Genomic DNA, 16,529 nt, shown 5'->3' on the forward strand with positions numbered 1-16,529 from the left:
GCGGCGCGACCGACGAACACCGGTGTCTTGCGGAACCGACAACCACCACGACGCGAGAGGATGAGCGCGTGAAGCGAGGGAAGCTGCGGGTGCTGCTCGGTGCGGCCCCCGGCGTGGGCAAGACCTACACGATGCTCGAAGAGGGCCGCCGGATGGCCGACCACGGCCGCGACGTGGTCATCGCCGTCGTCGAGACCCACGGCCGCGTCGCCACCGCCGCCCTCGTCGACGGGCTCGAGGTCGTCCCCCGTCGCACGGTCGAACACCGCGGGGTCGAACTCGACGACATGGACCTCGACGTCGTCCTGGCCCGCCGACCCGAGGTCGCCCTGGTCGACGAACTCGCGCACTCGAACGCCCCCGGCAGCCCGCACGAGAAGCGCTGGCAGGACGTCGAAGCACTGCGTGCCGCCGGCATCGACGTCATCTCGACCGTGAACGTCCAGCACATGCAGTCCCTCGGTGACGTCGTCCGCGAGATCACCGGCACCGTCCAACGCGAGACCGTCCCCGACGCCGTGGTCCGCGCCGCCGACCAGATCGAGGTCGTCGACCTCTCCCCGCAGGCCCTCCGCGACCGGCTGTCCGACGGGCTCGTGTACCCGGCCGCCCGGATCGACGCGGCCCTGTCGAACTACTTCCGCCTCGGCAACCTCACCGCCCTCCGCGAGATCGCCCTGCTCTGGCTGGCCGACGAGGTCGACGACGCCCTCAAGCGCTACCGCGCCGAACACGGCATCGCGAATCGGTGGGAGACCCGGGAACGCGTGCTCGTCGCCCTGACCGGCGGCCCCGAGGGCGAGACCCTGCTCCGCCGCGGAGCCCGCATCGCCGCCCGCTCGGCCGGCGGAGAGCTCGCCGCCGTGCACGTCACCACCAACGACGGCCTGCGCGAACGGCACCCGGGAGCCCTCGGCAAGCAGCGCGCCCTGCTCGAACAGCTCGGCGGCACCTACCACCAGGTCGTCGGCGACGACGTGCCCACCACCCTGGTCCGGTTCGCCCGGTCGGTCGACGCGACCCAGATCGTGATGGGCATCAGCCGTCGCAGCCGACTCGCCGCCGCCCTCACCGGGCCGGGCATCGGCAGCACCGTCATCCGCGAGTCCGGGGACATCGACGTGCACGTCGTCACCCACGAACGCGCGGGCGGCGGCTTCGCGCTGCCGAAGCTCGGCGGCAGCCTGTCCCGCTCCCGGACCGTGGCGGCGTTCCTGCTCGCCCTGATCGCCGGCCCCGTCCTGACCTGGCTCCTCAGCCTGACCGACGACCCCGACTCGATCACCGTCGACGTGCTCGCCTACCAGCTGCTCGTGCTCGTCGTCGCGCTGATCGGCGGCATGCTGCCCGCCGTGTTCGCCGCCGTCCTGTCCGGGCTGAGTCTCGACTTCTTCTTCGTCCGACCCCTGCACCAGGTCACCGTCCAGCAGCCCTGGCACCTGTTCGCCCTCGTCATGTACGTCGTCAGCGCGGTGCTCGTCAGCTTCGTCGTCGACCGCTCCGCCCGACGCTCCCGCACCGCACGCCGGGCCGCCGCCGAGTCCGGGCTCCTCGTCGGGATCGCCGGCAGCGTCCTCCGCGGGGACGACGCCCTCCAGGCCCTCGTCGAGCGCACCCGCGAGGCCTTCGGCTTCGCCGGGGTCCGGGTCCGCCAGGGCGACGAGGTGCCGGCCACCTCGGGGACGTTCGGCGACGAGCCGGACGCGGCCACGACCCTCCCGTCCGGCGCCGTCCTGGAGTTCGCCGGCGCGCCCGACGACCCCACCCAGCGACGGCTGCTGCGCGTCGTCGAGCAGCAGCTCGACGCCGCCCTGGAACACCGCGCCCTCACCCGCACCGCCGTCGACGCGGAACGCATCGCCGCCGTCGACCGGGTGCGGAGCGCCATCCTGGCGGCCGTCAGCCACGACGTGCGCCGGCCGATCGCCGCCGCCAGCGCCGCCGTCCAGTCCCTCCGCGCAAGGGATGTGCGGTTGGGCGAGGCCGACCGGGAGGCGCTCCTCGCGACCGCCGACGAGAGCCTCCGTCAGCTGGCGGTCCTGTTGGCCGACCTGCTCGACGTCAGCCGTGTGCAGGCCGGAGTGCTCGCCGCCGCCCCCGTCCCCACGGCACTCGACACGGTCGTCGCGCCCGCACTCGACGAACTCGAACTCGGCCCGGAGGACGTCGACCTCGACCTGCCCGCCGAACTGCCGCCGGTCCTCGCCGACCCGGTACTGCTGCAGCGCGTCGTCGTGAACCTGCTCGCCAACGCCGTCCGCTACTCACCCGACGGCGAGCGCGTCCGGATCGCGGCGAGCGCCTTCGCCGGCAGGGTCGAACTGCGCGTCGCGGACCGCGGCCCCGGGATCCCCGAGGACCGCCGCGAAGACGTGTTCCAGCCGTTCCAGCGGCTCGGGGACACGGACAACGAGACCGGACTCGGACTCGGCCTGGCGCTCGCGCGCGGGTTCACCGAGGGCATGGGCGGCACGATCGAGGTCGACGACACCCCCGGCGGTGGGCTCACCGTCGTGGTGCGGCTGCCGATCGCGGGACACCTGGGAGTGGTGGGCAGATGAAGGTCCTGATCGCGGACGACGACGTGCAGCTGGTGCGGGCGCTCGCCGTGACGCTCGGTGCCCGGGGCTACGACGTCGTCACCGCTCGCGACGGTCGGGCCGCCATCGACGCCGTGATCACCGAGCGGCCGGACATCGTGCTGCTCGACCTCGGCATGCCCCGGCTGGACGGCATCGGGGTGCTCGAGGGCATCCGCGGGTGGTCGCAGGTGCCGGTGCTGGTGCTGTCCGGGCGCACCGACTCGAGCGACAAGGTGGACGCCCTGGACGCCGGCGCGGACGACTACGTGACGAAGCCGTTCCAGATGGACGAGCTGCTGGCACGGCTGCGGGCCCTGGGCCGGCGACGGGCACCGGCGGGCGGGACCGAGGCCGCGCCGACGATCCGGATCGGGGACCTCGTGGTGGACCTCGTCGCCAAGCAGGTCACCGCGCCCGACGGACCCGCGATCCGGCTGACACCGACCGAGTGGCGGCTGCTCGAGGTCCTCGTGACGAACCCCGACCGGCTGTTGACGCGCGAGATGCTCCTCACGGAGGTGTGGGGTCCGACGCACGGCACCGACTCCGGGTACCTGCGGCTGTACATGGCGCAGCTGCGGCGGAAGCTCGAGCCGGAGCCGTCGCACCCGCGGTTCCTGGTCACCGAGGCGGGGATGGGCTACCGGTTCGCGCCGGCCGGCTGACCCGTCGTTGCGGCGCGGATCGACGCGGCGCAGTGCGGTGCCGTGTCGCGTGGCGCCGATCGGACCCGCACAACCCTGTCCCGTTCGCGCCGCGGCATCCCGTGGTTCGAGCGGGATGCTGTCGGGCGGCGACATCCGGCGACCGTCCGGAACGGGTGATGCGGCGCTGTCGGGAGGCTGTCGGGTCGCTGTCGTGCAGGTGGCGGGGCCCTGTCGTGGTGCGGATCGGCACCGTTCCCTAGCGTTGCCCCCATGAACGACATGCGGATCACGGAGCTGCGACGACTGCGCGGCTGGACCCAGGAACGACTGGCCGAGGAGAGCGGCATCGCGGTGCGGACGATCCAGCGGGTCGAGGGTGGGAACGACGCCAGCCTCGAGTCGCTGTCCTCGATCGCCCGGGCCCTCGAGGTGCCGGTGCGCGAGCTGTTCGCCGCCGACGGCGTCACCCTGCTGAAACCCGACGTGCAGGGGCTCGACGACCGGACGGCGGCGGACCAGGACCGGCGGGACGCCTTCAGCCGCAGCTGGCGGTACCTCTACTCGGGCGTCGGCATCGCCCTGGCGTTCCTGACGATCGCGCTCATCGCCAGCCGGGTCTGGCCGGGCGTCACGATCCTGCTGCTCGGGGCCTACTGGGTGGTCGGGTCGCTCGTCGGACGGTTCCTCATGACGACGGTCATCGACCCCTGGCTCGACCGCCGCTACCCGCTGTCCCGGTCGCGTCGGTCGGTGGCATCTTCCTGATCCGCCGACCGCCGGGCCGCCGCGGACCACGCGGGCGCCGCTCAGCCGGCGTGGGCGTGCGCTGCGAGCTCCGCCCGGGTCCGGGCACCGTGCTTCCGGAGCAGGTTCGCCACGTGGTACTTCACCGTGTTCACGGTGATGCCGAGGCCGTCCGCGATCTCCCGGTTCCCGACCCCGGTCGCCACGAGCCGCAGCACGTCGAGTTCGCGGGGCGTCAGGTCGGAGTCCTCGGGGGCCGGGGCGGAGGCGACGGGCGGGTCCAGCGGCACGGTCACGTCGATCACGGATCCCCACCCGGGCGTCGAGTCGACCCGCATCTGCCCGGCCAGCGCCGCGACCCGTTCGGCGATCGGCCGCATCGCGTCGTCCTGCACGTCGTGCGTCCCGGCGCCGTCGTCGCGGAGCTGCATGAGCAGGTTCCGGCCGTCGCAGTCCCACTGGATGCGGACCCGGTTCGCCCGGCCCTCGTCCACGAGAGTGAGCACCGCCGTCCGCACCACCGCCCGGGCAGCGTGGGCGACGTCGCCGGGCAGGGCGCGACCGTTCGCAGGCGGCTCGACGAACTGCACGTCCAGGTCACCGAACCGGACCAGGGGGCGCAGGTCGGCCCGCAGGCGCGAGAACGCCCCGGCCACCGGCTCGAGCAGGACCTCCCGCTGCCGGTCCGTCGACGTCCGCAGGTCGACGAGTGCCGCCGAGGCGATCTCGACCGCCTCGGCCCGGGCGGCGGCGTCGCCCACCCGGGGTGAGCGGAGCACGGCCAGGACGGACTCGAGCGTGAGCGTGTGCCGGTCGGCCTGGTCGGCGAGGAGGCGAGCATGCTCGGCGGGGGTGATCCGGGCCTCCCGGCCGGGCTGCGTGTCCATCTGGACGAACCTACCCGCCCTGCCCGTCCGCGGACGGGGAGCCGTCCGAACGGGTGGGACGCCCGCCGTGTCGGGTAGCGGCACCCGCAGGTGCGGGGGAGCACTGTTGTTGCATGACCACACACACGCTCGCTGCCGCGCTCGACCTCGTCAGCCACGAACTCGACGACCTCGTCGACGGCGTGGCCGAGGGCGACCAGGCGGCTGCCGACCGGGCACTCGACCTGCTCGACGGCGCCGAGCGCGTGTTCGTGCACGGCGCCGGACGCTCCGGGCTCGCGCTGCAGATGACCGCGATGCGGCTGATGCACCTCGGGCTCGACGTCCACGTCGTCGGCGAGGTCACGACCCCCGCGATCGAGTCCGGCGACGTCCTGCTCACCGCGAGCGGGTCGGGCACCACCGGCAGCATCGTGCAGGCCGCACGGACCGCCGTGGACGTCGGCGCGCAGGTCGTCGCCGTCTCCACCACCGCGTCGTCGCCGCTCGCCGAACTGGCCGAGGTCACCCTCGTGCTGCCGGCCGCGACGAAGACCGACCGCTCCGGAACGGCCTCGGCCCAGTACGCCGGCGGCCTCTTCGAGCAGGGCGTCGTCCTGCTCGGTGACGCACTGTTCCACGCGCTGTGGCAGCGCAGCGGGCACTCCGCCGACGACCTCTGGCCGCGGCACGCCAACCTCGAATGACCCCTTCGGAAGGAACCACCATGCAGCTCCAGTTCGCCATCGACACCCTCTCCACCGACACCGCCCTCGAACTCGCCGCCGCGGCAGCCCCGCACGTCGACATCCTCGAGCTCGGCACCCCGCTCGTGAAGAGCGCCGGCGTCGCCGCCATCACGGCGATGAAGGAAGCCCACCCGGACAAGATCGTGTTCGCCGACCTCAAGACGATGGACGCCGGTGAGCTCGAGGCCGACATGGCATTCCAGGCCGGCGCCGACCTCGTCACCGTGCTCGGCGTCGCCGGGGACAGCACCATCGTCGGTGCCGTCAAGGCCGCGAAGAAGCACGGCAAGGGCATCGTCGTCGACCTGATCGGCGTCCCCGACAAGGCCGCCCGTGCCCGCGAGGTCACCGAGCTCGGCGTCGAGTTCGTCGAGGTGCACGCCGGCCTCGACGAGCAGGCCGAAGAGGGCTTCACCTTCGACACGCTGCTCGAGGAGGGCAAGGCCTCGGGCGTGCCGTTCTCGATCGCCGGTGGCGTGAAGGCGTCCTCCGTCGCCTCCGTCAAGGCCGCGGGTGCCCGTGTCGCCGTCGCCGGCAGCGCGATCTACAGCGCCTCGGACGTCGGCGCTGCCGCCGCCGAGATCCGCGCCGCGATCGACGCCGCGTAGTCCTTCCGCAAGACGCACCGTGGGCGGTTCCACGCAGCGGTACTCCGTTGCGTGGGGCCGCCCACGGTGCGTTCCGCGGGGAGCCCGGCCGGGAGGCATGTGGCCGGCTCCGTCTTCCGGCTGACCCGGCACCACCGTTCGGCCGATGTCGACGTCCCCCGCGCTGCCTAGCGTTGAGCCATGACTTCGGGGTGGGACGCGTGGGGGCAGGACGACGACTGGGAACGGTGGACGGCCAGGCCGCCACGAGTCGAGCGCGAGCCGAGGGAGCGGGTCGAACGCCCGTCCCGGGAGCGGGCGCGGACGCTGGCCGTCGTGACGAGCGTCGGGGTGCTGCTCTGGTGCGCCGGACTGCTCGCGATCGTCGAGCGCGCCGGAGCCTGGGGTGTCCCGCTCGGCGGCGTGGCACCGAGCAACATCGACGGGGCATCACCGGACCAGATGGACCACGTCCGAGCGGCGTGGGGCATGCTCCAGCTGACGACGCTGCCGGTCATGGTGGTCCTGTCCGCCACGGCGGCGTGGTCGGCCCGCCGACGTCGGATGCGGTGGAGTCCCGCGGTGGCCCTGGTCCTCAGCGGCGTCGGCGTGCTGGTCGGCCTCGGGCTCGTCCTGCAGGGCATCCAGACCTGGGCGCTCAGTCGCTGAAGGCCTCGCACGACGCAACGTGGGCGGTTCCACGCAGCGGTACTCCGTTGCGTGGGGCCGCCCACGGTGCGTTCCGCGGGGAGCCCGGCGCTGTTGTGTCCTCGAAGCGCCGCGATGTCCCCGAGACGCCTCCGAATCCGGGGGCGTCTCGTGCGGTCGGGGGCGTCTCCGGCTGACGGGGGCGTCTCGGCAGCAGGAGGCCCGTGGCCGGCTTCAGCGGCGGTTCAGGCCGCCCGGCCATGCTCGGACGATGCGCGTGCTGGTGGTCGACGACGAGGTCCGGCTCGCCGAGGGCATCCGGAACGGGCTGCAGGCCGAGGGCTTCGCCGTGGACGTCGCCCACGACGGGGTCGACGGCCTCTGGTACGCCCGCGAGAACCCCTACGACGCGATCGTGCTCGACCTGATGATGCCCGGCATGAGCGGCTGGAAGGTCTGCGAGACCCTCCGCGCCGAGCAGGACTGGACCCCGGTGCTCATGCTCACCGCCAAGGACGGCGAGTGGGACCAGGTCGACGCCCTCGACGCCGGCGCCGACGACTACGTGACGAAGCCGTTCTCGTTCCCGGTGCTGGTCGCGCGTCTCCGTGCGCTCGTCCGGCGCGGGTCCCGGGAACGGCCCACGGTCCTCCAGGCCGGTGACCTGCGCCTGGACCCGGCGGCGCGACGGGTGTGGCGGGGCGAGGTCCTGCTCGACCTGACCAGCCGGGAGTTCACGGTCCTCGAGTACCTGATGCGCCATCCCGGGCAGGTGCTGTCGAAGCGCGACGTCATCGCGAACGTCTGGGACGACGACTTCACCGGTGACCCGAACATCGTCGAGGTGTACGTCGGACACCTCCGCCGCGCGGTCGACCGCCCGTTCGGCCGGAACGCCATCGAGACCGTCCGCGGGGCCGGGTACCGCCTCGACGCCGACGGTGGCTGAGCGCACCGCCCGGTCGCGTCGGCCTGCGTCGATCCGCGCACGCGCGACGGGAGGCGCGGCCCTCGTCGTCCTGGTCGCCCTCGTCATCGGGGCGGTCGCCTTCGTCGGGGTCCTCCGCACCTCGCTCACCGACGGCGTGCGGACCGCCGCCGAGCAGACCCTCGACGGCCTGAGCACCCGGGTGGAGGCCGACGGCGCACCCGCAGTGGAGGCGGAGGACGACGACGTGCTCGCCCAACTGCAGGACTCTGACGGCCGGGTGCTCGCCCGCGCTGACGACAGCCCTGCCCGGCCACTCGACACCGCCGAGGAGTCCCGCTCCCGGCACGACGGCGAGCGGTGGCTGCTCGTCGCCGACGACGTCGACCTGCCGGACGGCAGCGAGGGCACCCTGGTCGTCGGCGCACCACTGGAGGACGCCGACGCCGCCGTGCGGACCGTCTCCGTCCTGCTGGTGGTGGCGGTGCCCGTCGTCGTGGCACTGATGTCGCTCGTCACGTGGTTCGTCGTCGGCCGGGCCCTGCGCCCCGTCGACCGGATGCGCCGCGAGGTCGACGCCGTCGAGGGCACGAACCTGCACGCCCGCGTCGACGAGCCGGGCTCCGGCGACGAGGTCGACCACCTCGCCACGACCATGAACCGGATGCTCGGGCGGCTCGAGGCGTCACAGCAGGCGCAGCGGCAGTTCGTCTCCGACGCCTCGCACGAACTGCGCTCCCCGCTCGCGACGATCCGGCAGCACGCCGAGGTCGCCCGCGCCCACCCGGAGGTCACCGGCACCGCGGACCTCGCGGACGTCGTGCTCGACGAGGGCGCCCGGCTGCAGGAGCTCGTCGAGTCGCTGCTCCTGCTCACCCGCGTCGACGAACGCGGCCGCGACCGCGACCGGGCGGTGGACCTCGACGACCTCGTGTTCACCGAGGCATCCCGACCACGCTCCGTCCGCGGGACGGACGGAGCGGCCGTGCGTTCGGACGGCCGCGCGGCCGTCCGGGTGGACGTCTCCGGCGTGACCCCGGCCCGGGTCCGCGGCGACGACCGGTTGCTCGGCCGGGTGGTGCGGAACCTCGTCGACAACGCGGTCCGGCACGCCGAGCGGACGGTCGTCGTGGGGCTCGGGACCGACGGCGGCAGCGCGGTGCTCACCGTGGACGACGACGGGCAGGGTGTCCCCGAAGCCGACCGGTCCCGCGTGTTCGAACGGTTCGTCCGGCTGGACGAGGGGCGGGCGCGGGACGCCGGCGGCTCCGGGCTGGGGCTCGCGATCGTCGACGCCGTCGTCCGGGGGCACGGCGGCGGCGTCGTGGTGTCGGCAGCGCCCGGCGGGGGAGCACGGTTCACGGTGCGGCTGCCGCTCCTGCACGACTGAACGGGCAAGCACAGGCACAGGCGCAGGCCCGACCGGCGCCAGGCGTCGCCCCAGGTCGCTTCAGGTCTGCTTCAGTGCCCGTTGCACAGGGTGGTCCCATGCAGACCACGACGAAGACCACCGCCCGCCGCATCGCCCTCCTCACCGCACTCCCGCTCGTCGGGGCCCTGGCGCTCACCGGCTGCTCGTCGGACGACGACGACCGCGACGACGTGGCCGCACCGGCAGCGTCCGCGCCCGCAGCGTCCGCGCCGTCGGTCGCGTCGGACGGCAGCAGCGCCGCCGCCACCGCCGGCAACGACGCCCTCCCGACCGCCGCCGCGACCGCCCGGAAGGCCGTCGGCTCCGGCACCGTGACCGCGATCGAGCAGGAGGCCGGCGGCACCTCGTGGGAGGTCCTCGTCGTCACCGCCGACGGCCGTGAGCAGGAGGTCCACGTCGACGCCGACGGCCGGCGCACCACGGCCGGCCCGACGAAGGAGACCTCGGACGCGGACGACGTCGCCGAGGCGAAGCGGTTCGTCGGTGCCGCCGACCTGTCCGTCGCCCAGGCGGCCTCCGCCCTGACGAAGGCCGTCTCCGGCACCGTGACCGAGCTCGGCCTCGACGACCACGCCGGCGCGGTCGTCTGGGAGGGCGACGTGCGCGACGCGTCCGGCACGAAGCACAGCATCCGCATCGACGCCGGCAGCGGCGAGGTCGTCACGAACACGGTCGACACCGACGACTGACCCCCGTGTCGTGCGGGTCAGGCGGTGGCAGTAGCGTCGGCGGCGTGAGCACCGACGGACGAACCACGCCAGCCCCCCGCCACCGCGTGCTGCGGATCGGCGGGTGGGTCCTGGCCGTCCTGCTCGTGCTGGTCCTGGTGTTCCTCGTCTGGGCGCACATCGTCATGCAGGGCACCCGCTCGGCCGCCCTCACCGTCTGGCGTGACGACCGGGTGTCCGTCCGCGACGCCGGCGACTCCGTCGTGATGACCCCGACGGGCACCCCGGACGGCGTCGGCGTCGTGTTCGTCCCCGGCGCGAAGGTCGACGCGTACGCCTACATGGCGACCTTCCGGCAGGTGGTCGCCGACGGTACGACGGTCGTGATCACGAAGCCGACCCTCAACCTGGCGTTCTTCGACACCCGGGCCCTCTCGGTCTTCCAGGCGCACGCCCCCGAGGTCCGCACCTGGGCCGTCGGCGGCCATTCCCTCGGCGGCGTCCGCGCCTGCCAGCTGGCCGACGGTCCCGACGTCGCCGGCCTGCTGCTGCTCGGCAGCTACTGCGCGAACGACCTGTCGGCCACCGACCTCGACGTGCTCAGCGTCTCCGGTTCACGCGACGGCCTGTCGACGCCGGACAAGGTCGCCGCTGCCCGCGAGGAACTCCCGTCAGACGCCACGATGACGCGGGTCACCGGCGCGAACCACGCCGACTTCGGCGCGTACGGGGCGCAGCCGGGCGACCGGACGGCGACGATCAGCCCCGACGAGGCACGGCGGGCGATCACCGCCGCGATCGAGAGCTGGGTGCGCGACCTGCGCTGACGCGCACGGGCCAGCGCACGTACAAGGGTCAGCGCGCGGGCCCGGGCTGCGTGGCGGACGTGGGGCGGGCCTCCAGTCCGGCCGGGAGGCCCGCCCCACCCCCGTCAGGAAGCCGACGTCCCCGAGTCGGTGCGGTCGCGACCCCGCGTCGCGCGGGCGACGAAGTACAGGACCACGCCGACCGCGAGCAGGACCGCCGCGTACAGCCAGACCTGCCCGCTCTGCTGGGTGAGCAGCAGGATGCAGGACGCGACCCCGAGCACGGGCACGAACGTCCACACCCGGAAGTGCTCGTGCTCCACCCGGTCCTTCCGCAGCACCAGGACCGCGACGTTCGTGCTGATGAACACGAAGAGCAGCAGCAGCACGACGGTCTCGGCGAGCGTGCCGACGTCCCCGACCAGCGTGAGCAGCATCGCGACCACGGTCGTCGCGACGATCGCCGTCCACGGGGTCTTCCGGTTCGCCAGGACCTTGCCGAGCAGCCGCGGCAGCAGGCGCTGCTCGGCCATGCCGTAGGTGACACGGCTCGCCATGATCATCGTGAGCAGCGCGCCGTTCGCCACCGCGACCAGGGCGATGATGCTGAACACCCAGTCCGGGATCGGCACGCCGGTCGCGGCGACGACCGCGAGCAGCGGGCCGCTCGAGTCGGACAGCTCGGACGCGGGCAGGGCGATCGAGCTCGCGAGTGCGACGAGCACGTAGACGACGCCGGCGGTGGCGAGGGAGCCGAACAGGGCGCGCGGGTAGACCTTGCGGGGTTCCCGGACCTCCTCGGCGACGTTGGCGGACGTCTCGAAGCCGACGAACGAGTAGTAGGCGACGATGGCCGCGCTGAGGGTCGCGAGGGCCGGGTTCGCCTCGGCCGGGAACGCCCCGACGCGCGAGACGTCACCGCCGCCGCCACCCATCATCACCGCGACCGTGACGATCACGATGACCAGGCCGGACAGCTCGATGATCGTCATGACGACGTTGCTCCGCAGCGAATCTGAGATGCCGCGGGCGTTGAGGCAGGCGACGAGGGCCAGGAACACGATCGCGGCCGGCACCGGCGGGACGTCGATGAACGTGCCGAGGTAGTCGCCGGCGAAGGCGAGCGACAGCCCCGCGGCACTCGTGACCCCGGCGGCGAGCATCGAGAACCCGACCAGGAACGACACCAGCGGCACCTTGTACGCCCGCTCGGCGAACACCGCGGCGCCGCCGGCCTTCGGGTACTTCGTGACGAGTTCGGCGTAGGAACCCGCGGTCAGCAGGGCCAGCAGCAGGGCGAGCACGAGCGGTGCCCAGAGTGCGCCGCCGACGTCCTTCGACAGGGTGCCCATCAGGGCGTAGATGCCCGCCCCGAGCACGTCGCCCAGGATGAACAGGAACAGCAGAGGGCCGGTGATCGCCTGCTTCAGCTTCGATCCGGTCCCGTCCTGCGGCGGCGCTACGGTGTCAGAGGTCATGCCCGCGAGCGTCCCGGCACCCGGCTGGACGGTGGTCCAGATCCGCGCTCCCCGGACCGGGCGGCACACTCCCCAGCGTGGAACACGCGGCGGCGGAGCGGTCCTAGAGTTGACCCCGCAGCAAACGTGTTCGACACCGCTCCCCTGGAAGGTCTGCCCATGACGTCGTCGGATCGGCGAACCCCTGCACCGCTCGCTGACCAGCGAGCCCTCCTCTTCGACCTGGACGGCGTCCTGACGCCCACGGCCGAGGTGCACATGCGTGCCTGGAGTCGCCTCTTCACGCCCTACCTCGAGCACCACGGGGTCGCGCCGTACACGGAGCAGGACTACTTCGCGTACGTCGACGGCAAGCCCCGGTACGACGGGGTCAGGTCGCTGCTGCAGGCCCGCGGCATCGACGTCCCCGAGGGCACCCCGGACGACGACCCCACGCTCGACACCGTGTGCGGGCTCGGCAACCGGAAGAACGCCGAGTTCACCGCCGAGCTGCAGGAGCACGGCGTCTCGCCGTACCCGGGGTCGCTGCGGTTCCTCACCGCGGCGATCGACGCCGGGTACGAGGTCGCTGTGGTCTCCAGCTCCGCGAACGCGAAGCAGGTGCTCCGGACCGCGGGCATCATCGACCGCTTCGACGTCATCGTCGACGGTGCCGTGGCCCGCGCCGACGGTCTGGCCGGCAAGCCCGCGCCGGACACCTACCTGGACGCCGCGACGCGGTTCGGCCTGACCGCCGCCGAGTGCGTCGTGGTCGAGGACGCCACCAGCGGGGTCGAAGCCGGCCGCAACGGCGCGTTCGGGCTCGTCATCGGGGTCGACCGCGGCGCCGGTGCCGACGCCCTCCGCGAGCACGGTGCGGACCTCGTCGTGACGGACCTCGCCGACCTGCTGCCCGACCTGTCTGCTGCCGACTCCGGGAAGACCGCATGAACCCCATCACCTCCGACCCCCTCGACCGCGTCCGGTACCCGGTCGACGAGTGGGCGTTGATCGAGACCGAGTACGCGGACGAGCAGGGCGTCGACGAGACGAACTTCGCCGTCGGCAACGGGTACCTCGGTCTCCGCGGCAACTTCGACGAGGGCCGCGGCGGCGTGCAGTACGGCACGTACATCAACGGCTTCCACGAGACCTGGCCGATCCGGCACGCCGAGACCGCGTTCGGCTTCGCGAAGACCGGGCAGACGATCATCAACGTCCCCGACGCCAAGGTCATCCGGCTGTACGTCGACGACGAGCCGCTCGTCCTGTCCGAGGCCGACATCCTCCGCCACAGCCGCCGGCTCGACTTCCGCGGCGGCTACCTGCTGCGTGAGACCGAGTGGTCGACGCCGTCCGGCAAGCGGGTGCTCATCCGCTCCCGGCGCCTGGTGTCCTTCGTCGAGCGGCACCTCGCCGTCATCGACTACGAGGTCACCATGCTCGACCACGACGCCTCGGTCCTGCTGTCGAGCCAGGTGCTCAACCGCCAGGACGTCGCCGACGAGTACCACGCCGGCATGAAGGCGGCCGCAGCGGCGTTCGACCCGCGCAAGGCCGAGTCCTTCACCGACCGGGTGCTGCAGCCGCGGCTCAAGCGGAACGCGGGTTCGCGGTCCCTGCTCGGCTACCAGGCGGCCAGCTCGGGCATGACGATCTGCGTCGGCGTCGAGCACCGGCTCGAGACCGAGAACAGCTGGGACGAGACCTCGAGCATCGAGGACGACCTGGCGAAGCACGTCTACCGGGTGCAGGCGAAGGCCGGGCAGCCGATCCGCCTGGTCAAGAGCGTCGTCTACCACACGTCCCGCGGGGTCCCGGCGCGCGAGCTCGCCGACCGCTGCGACCGCACCCTGGACCGCGCGAAGTACGAGAGCGTGGAGCAGGTCTTCGGCGAGCAGCGCAAGTGGCTCGACGACTACTGGGCCCGCAGCGACGTCGAGGTCGCCGGCCAGCCCGAGGTGCAGCAGGCCGTCCGCTGGAACCTGTTCCAGCTGGCGCAGGCGACTGCCCGCACCGACGGCCACGGCATCGCGGCGAAGGGCGTCACCGGCTCCGGCTACGGCGGCCACTACTTCTGGGACATGGAGATCTACGTCCTGCCGTTCCTGTCGTACACGGCACCGATCGTCGCCCGGAACGCCCTCCGCTTCCGCTACAACATGCTCGACGCCGCACGGTCCCGTGCCCGCGAGCTGAACCAGCGCGGTGCCCTCTTCCCGTGGCGCACGATCAACGGTGAGGAGTCCAGCGCGTACTACGCCGCCGGCACCGCGCAGTACCACATCGACGCCGACATCGCCCATGCCCTGATGCAGTACGTGCGGGCCTCCGGCGACACCGACTTCCTCAAGCGCGGTGCGATCGACATCCTGGTCGAGACCGCCCGTCTGTGGGAGGACCTGGGGTTCTGGCGTTCGAACGGCGACCAGAAGTTCCACATCGACGGCGTCACCGGCCCGGACGAGTACACGACCGTCGTCGACGACAACATGTACACGAACGTGATGGCCCGGGCGAACCTCTGGTCCGCCGTCAACGCCTGCCGCCACCTCGCCGTGGACGACCCGGACGAGTACGCGCGGATGATCCGTCGGACCGGCCTCGACCAGTCCGAGGTCGAGAGCTGGGAGCGCGCGGCCGAGTCGATGGAGATCCCGTTCGACCCGCACCGCGGCATCCACCCGCAGGACGCCCAGTTCCTCGACAAGGAGCTGTGGGACCTCGAGCGCACGCCCGAGTCCAAGCGGCCGCTGCTGCTGCACTACCACCCGCTGGTCATCTACCGGTTCCAGGTGCTCAAGCAGGCCGACGTCGTGCTCGCCCTGTTCCTGCAGGGCCACGAGTTCACGCCGGCCGAGAAGCGTCGTGACTTCGACTACTACGACGCCCTGACCACGGGCGACTCGACGCTGTCGGCCGTCGTGCAGTCGATCATGGCGGCCGAGGTCGGCTACCACGAGCTCGCCGGCCAGTACTTCCAGACGGCGCTCTACGTCGACCTCGCCGACCTGCACGGCAACACCACCGACGGCGTGCACATCGCGTCGACCGGCGGCATCTGGGGTGCACTCGTCAACGGCTTCGGCGGCATGCGCGACCACGGCGGACGACTGTCGTTCAACCCGCGGCTGCCGGTCGACTGGGACCGTCTGACGTACCGGATGACCGTCCACGGTTCACGGGTGCGCGTCGACCTCGAGCAGAAGGTGCTGACCTTCACGGTCGAGACCGGTGACGGCTTCGACGCGTGGGTCCACAACCAGCAGATCGAGGTCCGCCCGGGCGACCCGACCGTCGTCCCGCTGCCGCACCAGGGTCCGCGGATGGCCGGCCACGCGCCGACCACCAGTGACATCCAGGGGACGCTCCGCGCCGATGGTTCGGTGATCACCGCCTCCATCCCGACGATCTCGCTGGAACGCGACATGGAGAACGAGGACACCACCGCCTGATCGCCTGATCGCCTGATCGCCTGATCGCCTGATCGCCTGATCCGGCCGGGAGGCCCGCCCTCCGTCCGCCACCGATGCCCGCCTCCGCCTGGACTCCCGTCCAGGGCGGGGCGGGCACCGTGGTCTCCCGTGTCCTCCGGGCCGACGGTGTCCCTGACGAGGGGACCACCGACGCGAGAGGAAGACACCATGGGCAAGCGGTTCGAGGGCAAGGTCGCGATCGTCACCGGCGCGGGGTCCGGCATCGGCGAGGCCACCGCACGCGCGTTCGTCGCGGAGGGTGCCGGGGTCGTCCTGGTCGACAGCGTCGAGGACAAGGTGCGCGACGTCGCCGACTCCCTGCCGACGGAACAGGCACTGTGGCTGCAGGCCGACGTCGCCGACCCGGACGCCTGGCAGACGATCGTCGACGCGGCGATCGACCGGTGGGACCGGCTCGACGTGCTGGTCAACAACGCCGGGACGTTCACCTCGGGCGACATCACGGACATCTCGCCCGCCGAGTGGCACCGTGTCGTCGAGACGGACCTGTCGAGCGTGTTCTACGGCACCCGGGTGGCGCTGCCGTTCCTCCGCGAGACGAAGGGCTCGATCGTGAACACCTCGTCGGTGTCCGGTGAGGCCGCGGACTGGCGGATGAGCCCCTACAACGCGGCGAAGGGCGGCGTCTCGAACTTCACGAAGGCGGCGGCGCTCGACAACGGCGGGTTCGGCGTCCGCGTGAACGCCGTCGCCCCGGGCCTGATCTGGACGGACCTGACGCAGTCGCAGGCGGAGGACGAGGAGCTGAAGCGGGAGTTCTCGGAGCGGATCGCCCTCGGCCGCGGCGGCCGGTCCGAGGAGGTCGCGGCGGCGGTGCTGTTCCTGGCGAGCGACGAGGCGTCGTTCATCACGGGCGCGATCCTGCCCGTCGACGGCGGCACGATGGCGAGCAACGGGCAGCCGGCGCAGGCCTGATCC

15 protein-coding genes are annotated in these 16,529 nt (G+C 72.6%); 13 read left to right on the forward strand and 2 right to left on the reverse strand.

Translation table 11 applies throughout. The annotated features are described in order from the left end of the window. Positions 1-68: 68 nt before the first annotated feature. From SOM35_RS10480 to SOM35_RS10490, 3 genes are all read left to right on the forward strand, one after another. Positions 69-2,561 carry an ATP-binding protein gene (locus SOM35_RS10480; RefSeq protein WP_320515351.1) on the forward strand — a complete coding sequence of 831 codons (2,493 nt, stop codon included), beginning with the start codon at positions 69-71 and terminating at the stop codon, positions 2,559-2,561. Then, positions 2,558-3,247 (forward strand): response regulator transcription factor, encoded by a 690-nt coding sequence (locus tag SOM35_RS10485; protein WP_320515352.1) that lies wholly within the window; start codon positions 2,558-2,560, stop codon positions 3,245-3,247. The genes SOM35_RS10480 and SOM35_RS10485 overlap by 4 nt, the downstream gene beginning before the upstream one ends. 252 nt (positions 3,248-3,499) lie before the next feature. Beyond that, positions 3,500-3,994: a helix-turn-helix domain-containing protein gene (locus tag SOM35_RS10490; protein WP_320515353.1), complete on the forward strand. Its 495-nt coding sequence runs from the start codon at positions 3,500-3,502 to the stop codon at positions 3,992-3,994. Positions 3,995-4,035: 41 nt separating this feature from the next. Here SOM35_RS10490 and SOM35_RS10495 read toward each other — a convergent pair whose 3' ends face one another. Further along, complete coding sequence (locus SOM35_RS10495) at positions 4,036-4,860, reverse strand: LuxR C-terminal-related transcriptional regulator (protein WP_221848981.1); 825 nt, start codon at positions 4,858-4,860, stop codon at positions 4,036-4,038. Positions 4,861-4,973: 113 nt separating this feature from the next. On the opposite strand from SOM35_RS10495, the gene hxlB reads away from it, so the two are divergent. The 7 genes from hxlB (at position 4,974) to SOM35_RS10530 (ending at position 10,678) form a co-directional block, all read left to right on the forward strand. Beyond that, a complete protein-coding gene (hxlB, locus tag SOM35_RS10500; protein ID WP_111074011.1) occupies positions 4,974-5,546 on the forward strand; it encodes a 6-phospho-3-hexuloisomerase in 573 nt (190 codons plus the stop codon). Between the two features lie 20 nt (positions 5,547-5,566). Then, complete coding sequence (hxlA, locus tag SOM35_RS10505) at positions 5,567-6,196, forward strand: 3-hexulose-6-phosphate synthase (RefSeq protein ID WP_111074010.1); 630 nt, start codon at positions 5,567-5,569, stop codon at positions 6,194-6,196. Positions 6,197-6,376: 180 nt separating this feature from the next. Continuing rightward, positions 6,377-6,844 (forward strand): hypothetical protein, encoded by a 468-nt coding sequence (locus SOM35_RS10510; protein ID WP_320515354.1) that lies wholly within the window; start codon positions 6,377-6,379, stop codon positions 6,842-6,844. Positions 6,845-7,094: 250 nt separating this feature from the next. Continuing rightward, positions 7,095-7,772, forward strand: a complete 678-nt coding sequence (locus SOM35_RS10515) for a response regulator transcription factor (RefSeq protein ID WP_204606670.1) — start codon at positions 7,095-7,097, stop codon at positions 7,770-7,772. Continuing rightward, entirely contained in the window at positions 7,765-9,141 is a 1,377-nt protein-coding gene (locus tag SOM35_RS10520; protein ID WP_320515355.1) for a sensor histidine kinase, read from the forward strand. The genes SOM35_RS10515 and SOM35_RS10520 overlap by 8 nt, the downstream gene beginning before the upstream one ends. A gap of 98 nt (positions 9,142-9,239) precedes the next feature. Further along, on the forward strand, positions 9,240-9,872 hold the full coding sequence (locus SOM35_RS10525) for a PepSY domain-containing protein (protein WP_320515356.1): 633 nt from the start codon (positions 9,240-9,242) through the stop codon (positions 9,870-9,872). Positions 9,873-9,916: 44 nt separating this feature from the next. Beyond that, the gene (locus SOM35_RS10530) at positions 9,917-10,678 is read left to right on the forward strand and encodes an alpha/beta hydrolase (RefSeq protein WP_320515357.1); all 762 of its coding nucleotides are present in this window, start codon (positions 9,917-9,919) and stop codon (positions 10,676-10,678) included. 104 nt (positions 10,679-10,782) lie between these two features. Here the strand turns inward: SOM35_RS10530 and SOM35_RS10535 are convergent, their stop codons facing one another. Further along, positions 10,783-12,135 (reverse strand): APC family permease, encoded by a 1,353-nt coding sequence (locus SOM35_RS10535; protein ID WP_320515358.1) that lies wholly within the window; start codon positions 12,133-12,135, stop codon positions 10,783-10,785. 159 nt (positions 12,136-12,294) lie between these two features. Here SOM35_RS10535 and SOM35_RS10540 point away from each other — a divergent pair, with 159 nt between their 5' ends. The 3 genes from SOM35_RS10540 (at position 12,295) to budC (ending at position 16,526) form a co-directional block, all read left to right on the forward strand. Then, positions 12,295-13,065 carry an HAD family hydrolase gene (locus SOM35_RS10540; protein ID WP_221848975.1) on the forward strand — a complete coding sequence of 257 codons (771 nt, stop codon included), beginning with the start codon at positions 12,295-12,297 and terminating at the stop codon, positions 13,063-13,065. Next, positions 13,062-15,569, forward strand: coding sequence for a glycoside hydrolase family 65 protein (locus SOM35_RS10545; protein ID WP_320515359.1), 2,508 nt, complete (start codon positions 13,062-13,064; stop codon positions 15,567-15,569). Before SOM35_RS10540 ends, SOM35_RS10545 begins: the two co-directional genes overlap by 4 nt. Before the next feature lie 189 nt (positions 15,570-15,758). Further along, positions 15,759-16,526 carry a meso-2,3-butanediol dehydrogenase gene (gene budC, locus SOM35_RS10550; protein WP_320515360.1) on the forward strand — a complete coding sequence of 256 codons (768 nt, stop codon included), beginning with the start codon at positions 15,759-15,761 and terminating at the stop codon, positions 16,524-16,526. Positions 16,527-16,529 lie beyond the last annotated feature (3 nt).

The sequence above is a fragment of the Curtobacterium sp. CFBP9011 genome, assembly GCF_034045095.1.
Taxonomy (GTDB): Bacteria; Actinomycetota; Actinomycetes; order Actinomycetales; family Microbacteriaceae; genus Curtobacterium.

Coding starts and splice junctions, on each gene's coding strand:
- SOM35_RS10510 (WP_320515354.1), top strand. CDS start 6,377: ATGACTTCGGGGTGGGACGCGTGGGGGCAGGACGACGACTGGGAACGG.
- SOM35_RS10515 (WP_204606670.1), top strand. CDS start 7,095: ATGCGCGTGCTGGTGGTCGACGACGAGGTCCGGCTCGCCGAGGGCATC.
- SOM35_RS10485 (WP_320515352.1), top strand. CDS start 2,558: ATGAAGGTCCTGATCGCGGACGACGACGTGCAGCTGGTGCGGGCGCTC.
- SOM35_RS10540 (WP_221848975.1), top strand. CDS start 12,295: ATGACGTCGTCGGATCGGCGAACCCCTGCACCGCTCGCTGACCAGCGA.
- budC (WP_320515360.1), top strand. CDS start 15,759: ATGGGCAAGCGGTTCGAGGGCAAGGTCGCGATCGTCACCGGCGCGGGG.
- SOM35_RS10545 (WP_320515359.1), top strand. CDS start 13,062: ATGAACCCCATCACCTCCGACCCCCTCGACCGCGTCCGGTACCCGGTC.
- SOM35_RS10535 (WP_320515358.1), bottom strand. CDS start 12,135: ATGACCTCTGACACCGTAGCGCCGCCGCAGGACGGGACCGGATCGAAG.
- SOM35_RS10490 (WP_320515353.1), top strand. CDS start 3,500: ATGAACGACATGCGGATCACGGAGCTGCGACGACTGCGCGGCTGGACC.
- hxlB (WP_111074011.1), top strand. CDS start 4,974: ATGACCACACACACGCTCGCTGCCGCGCTCGACCTCGTCAGCCACGAA.
- hxlA (WP_111074010.1), top strand. CDS start 5,567: ATGCAGCTCCAGTTCGCCATCGACACCCTCTCCACCGACACCGCCCTC.
- SOM35_RS10495 (WP_221848981.1), bottom strand. CDS start 4,860: ATGGACACGCAGCCCGGCCGGGAGGCCCGGATCACCCCCGCCGAGCAT.
- SOM35_RS10525 (WP_320515356.1), top strand. CDS start 9,240: ATGCAGACCACGACGAAGACCACCGCCCGCCGCATCGCCCTCCTCACC.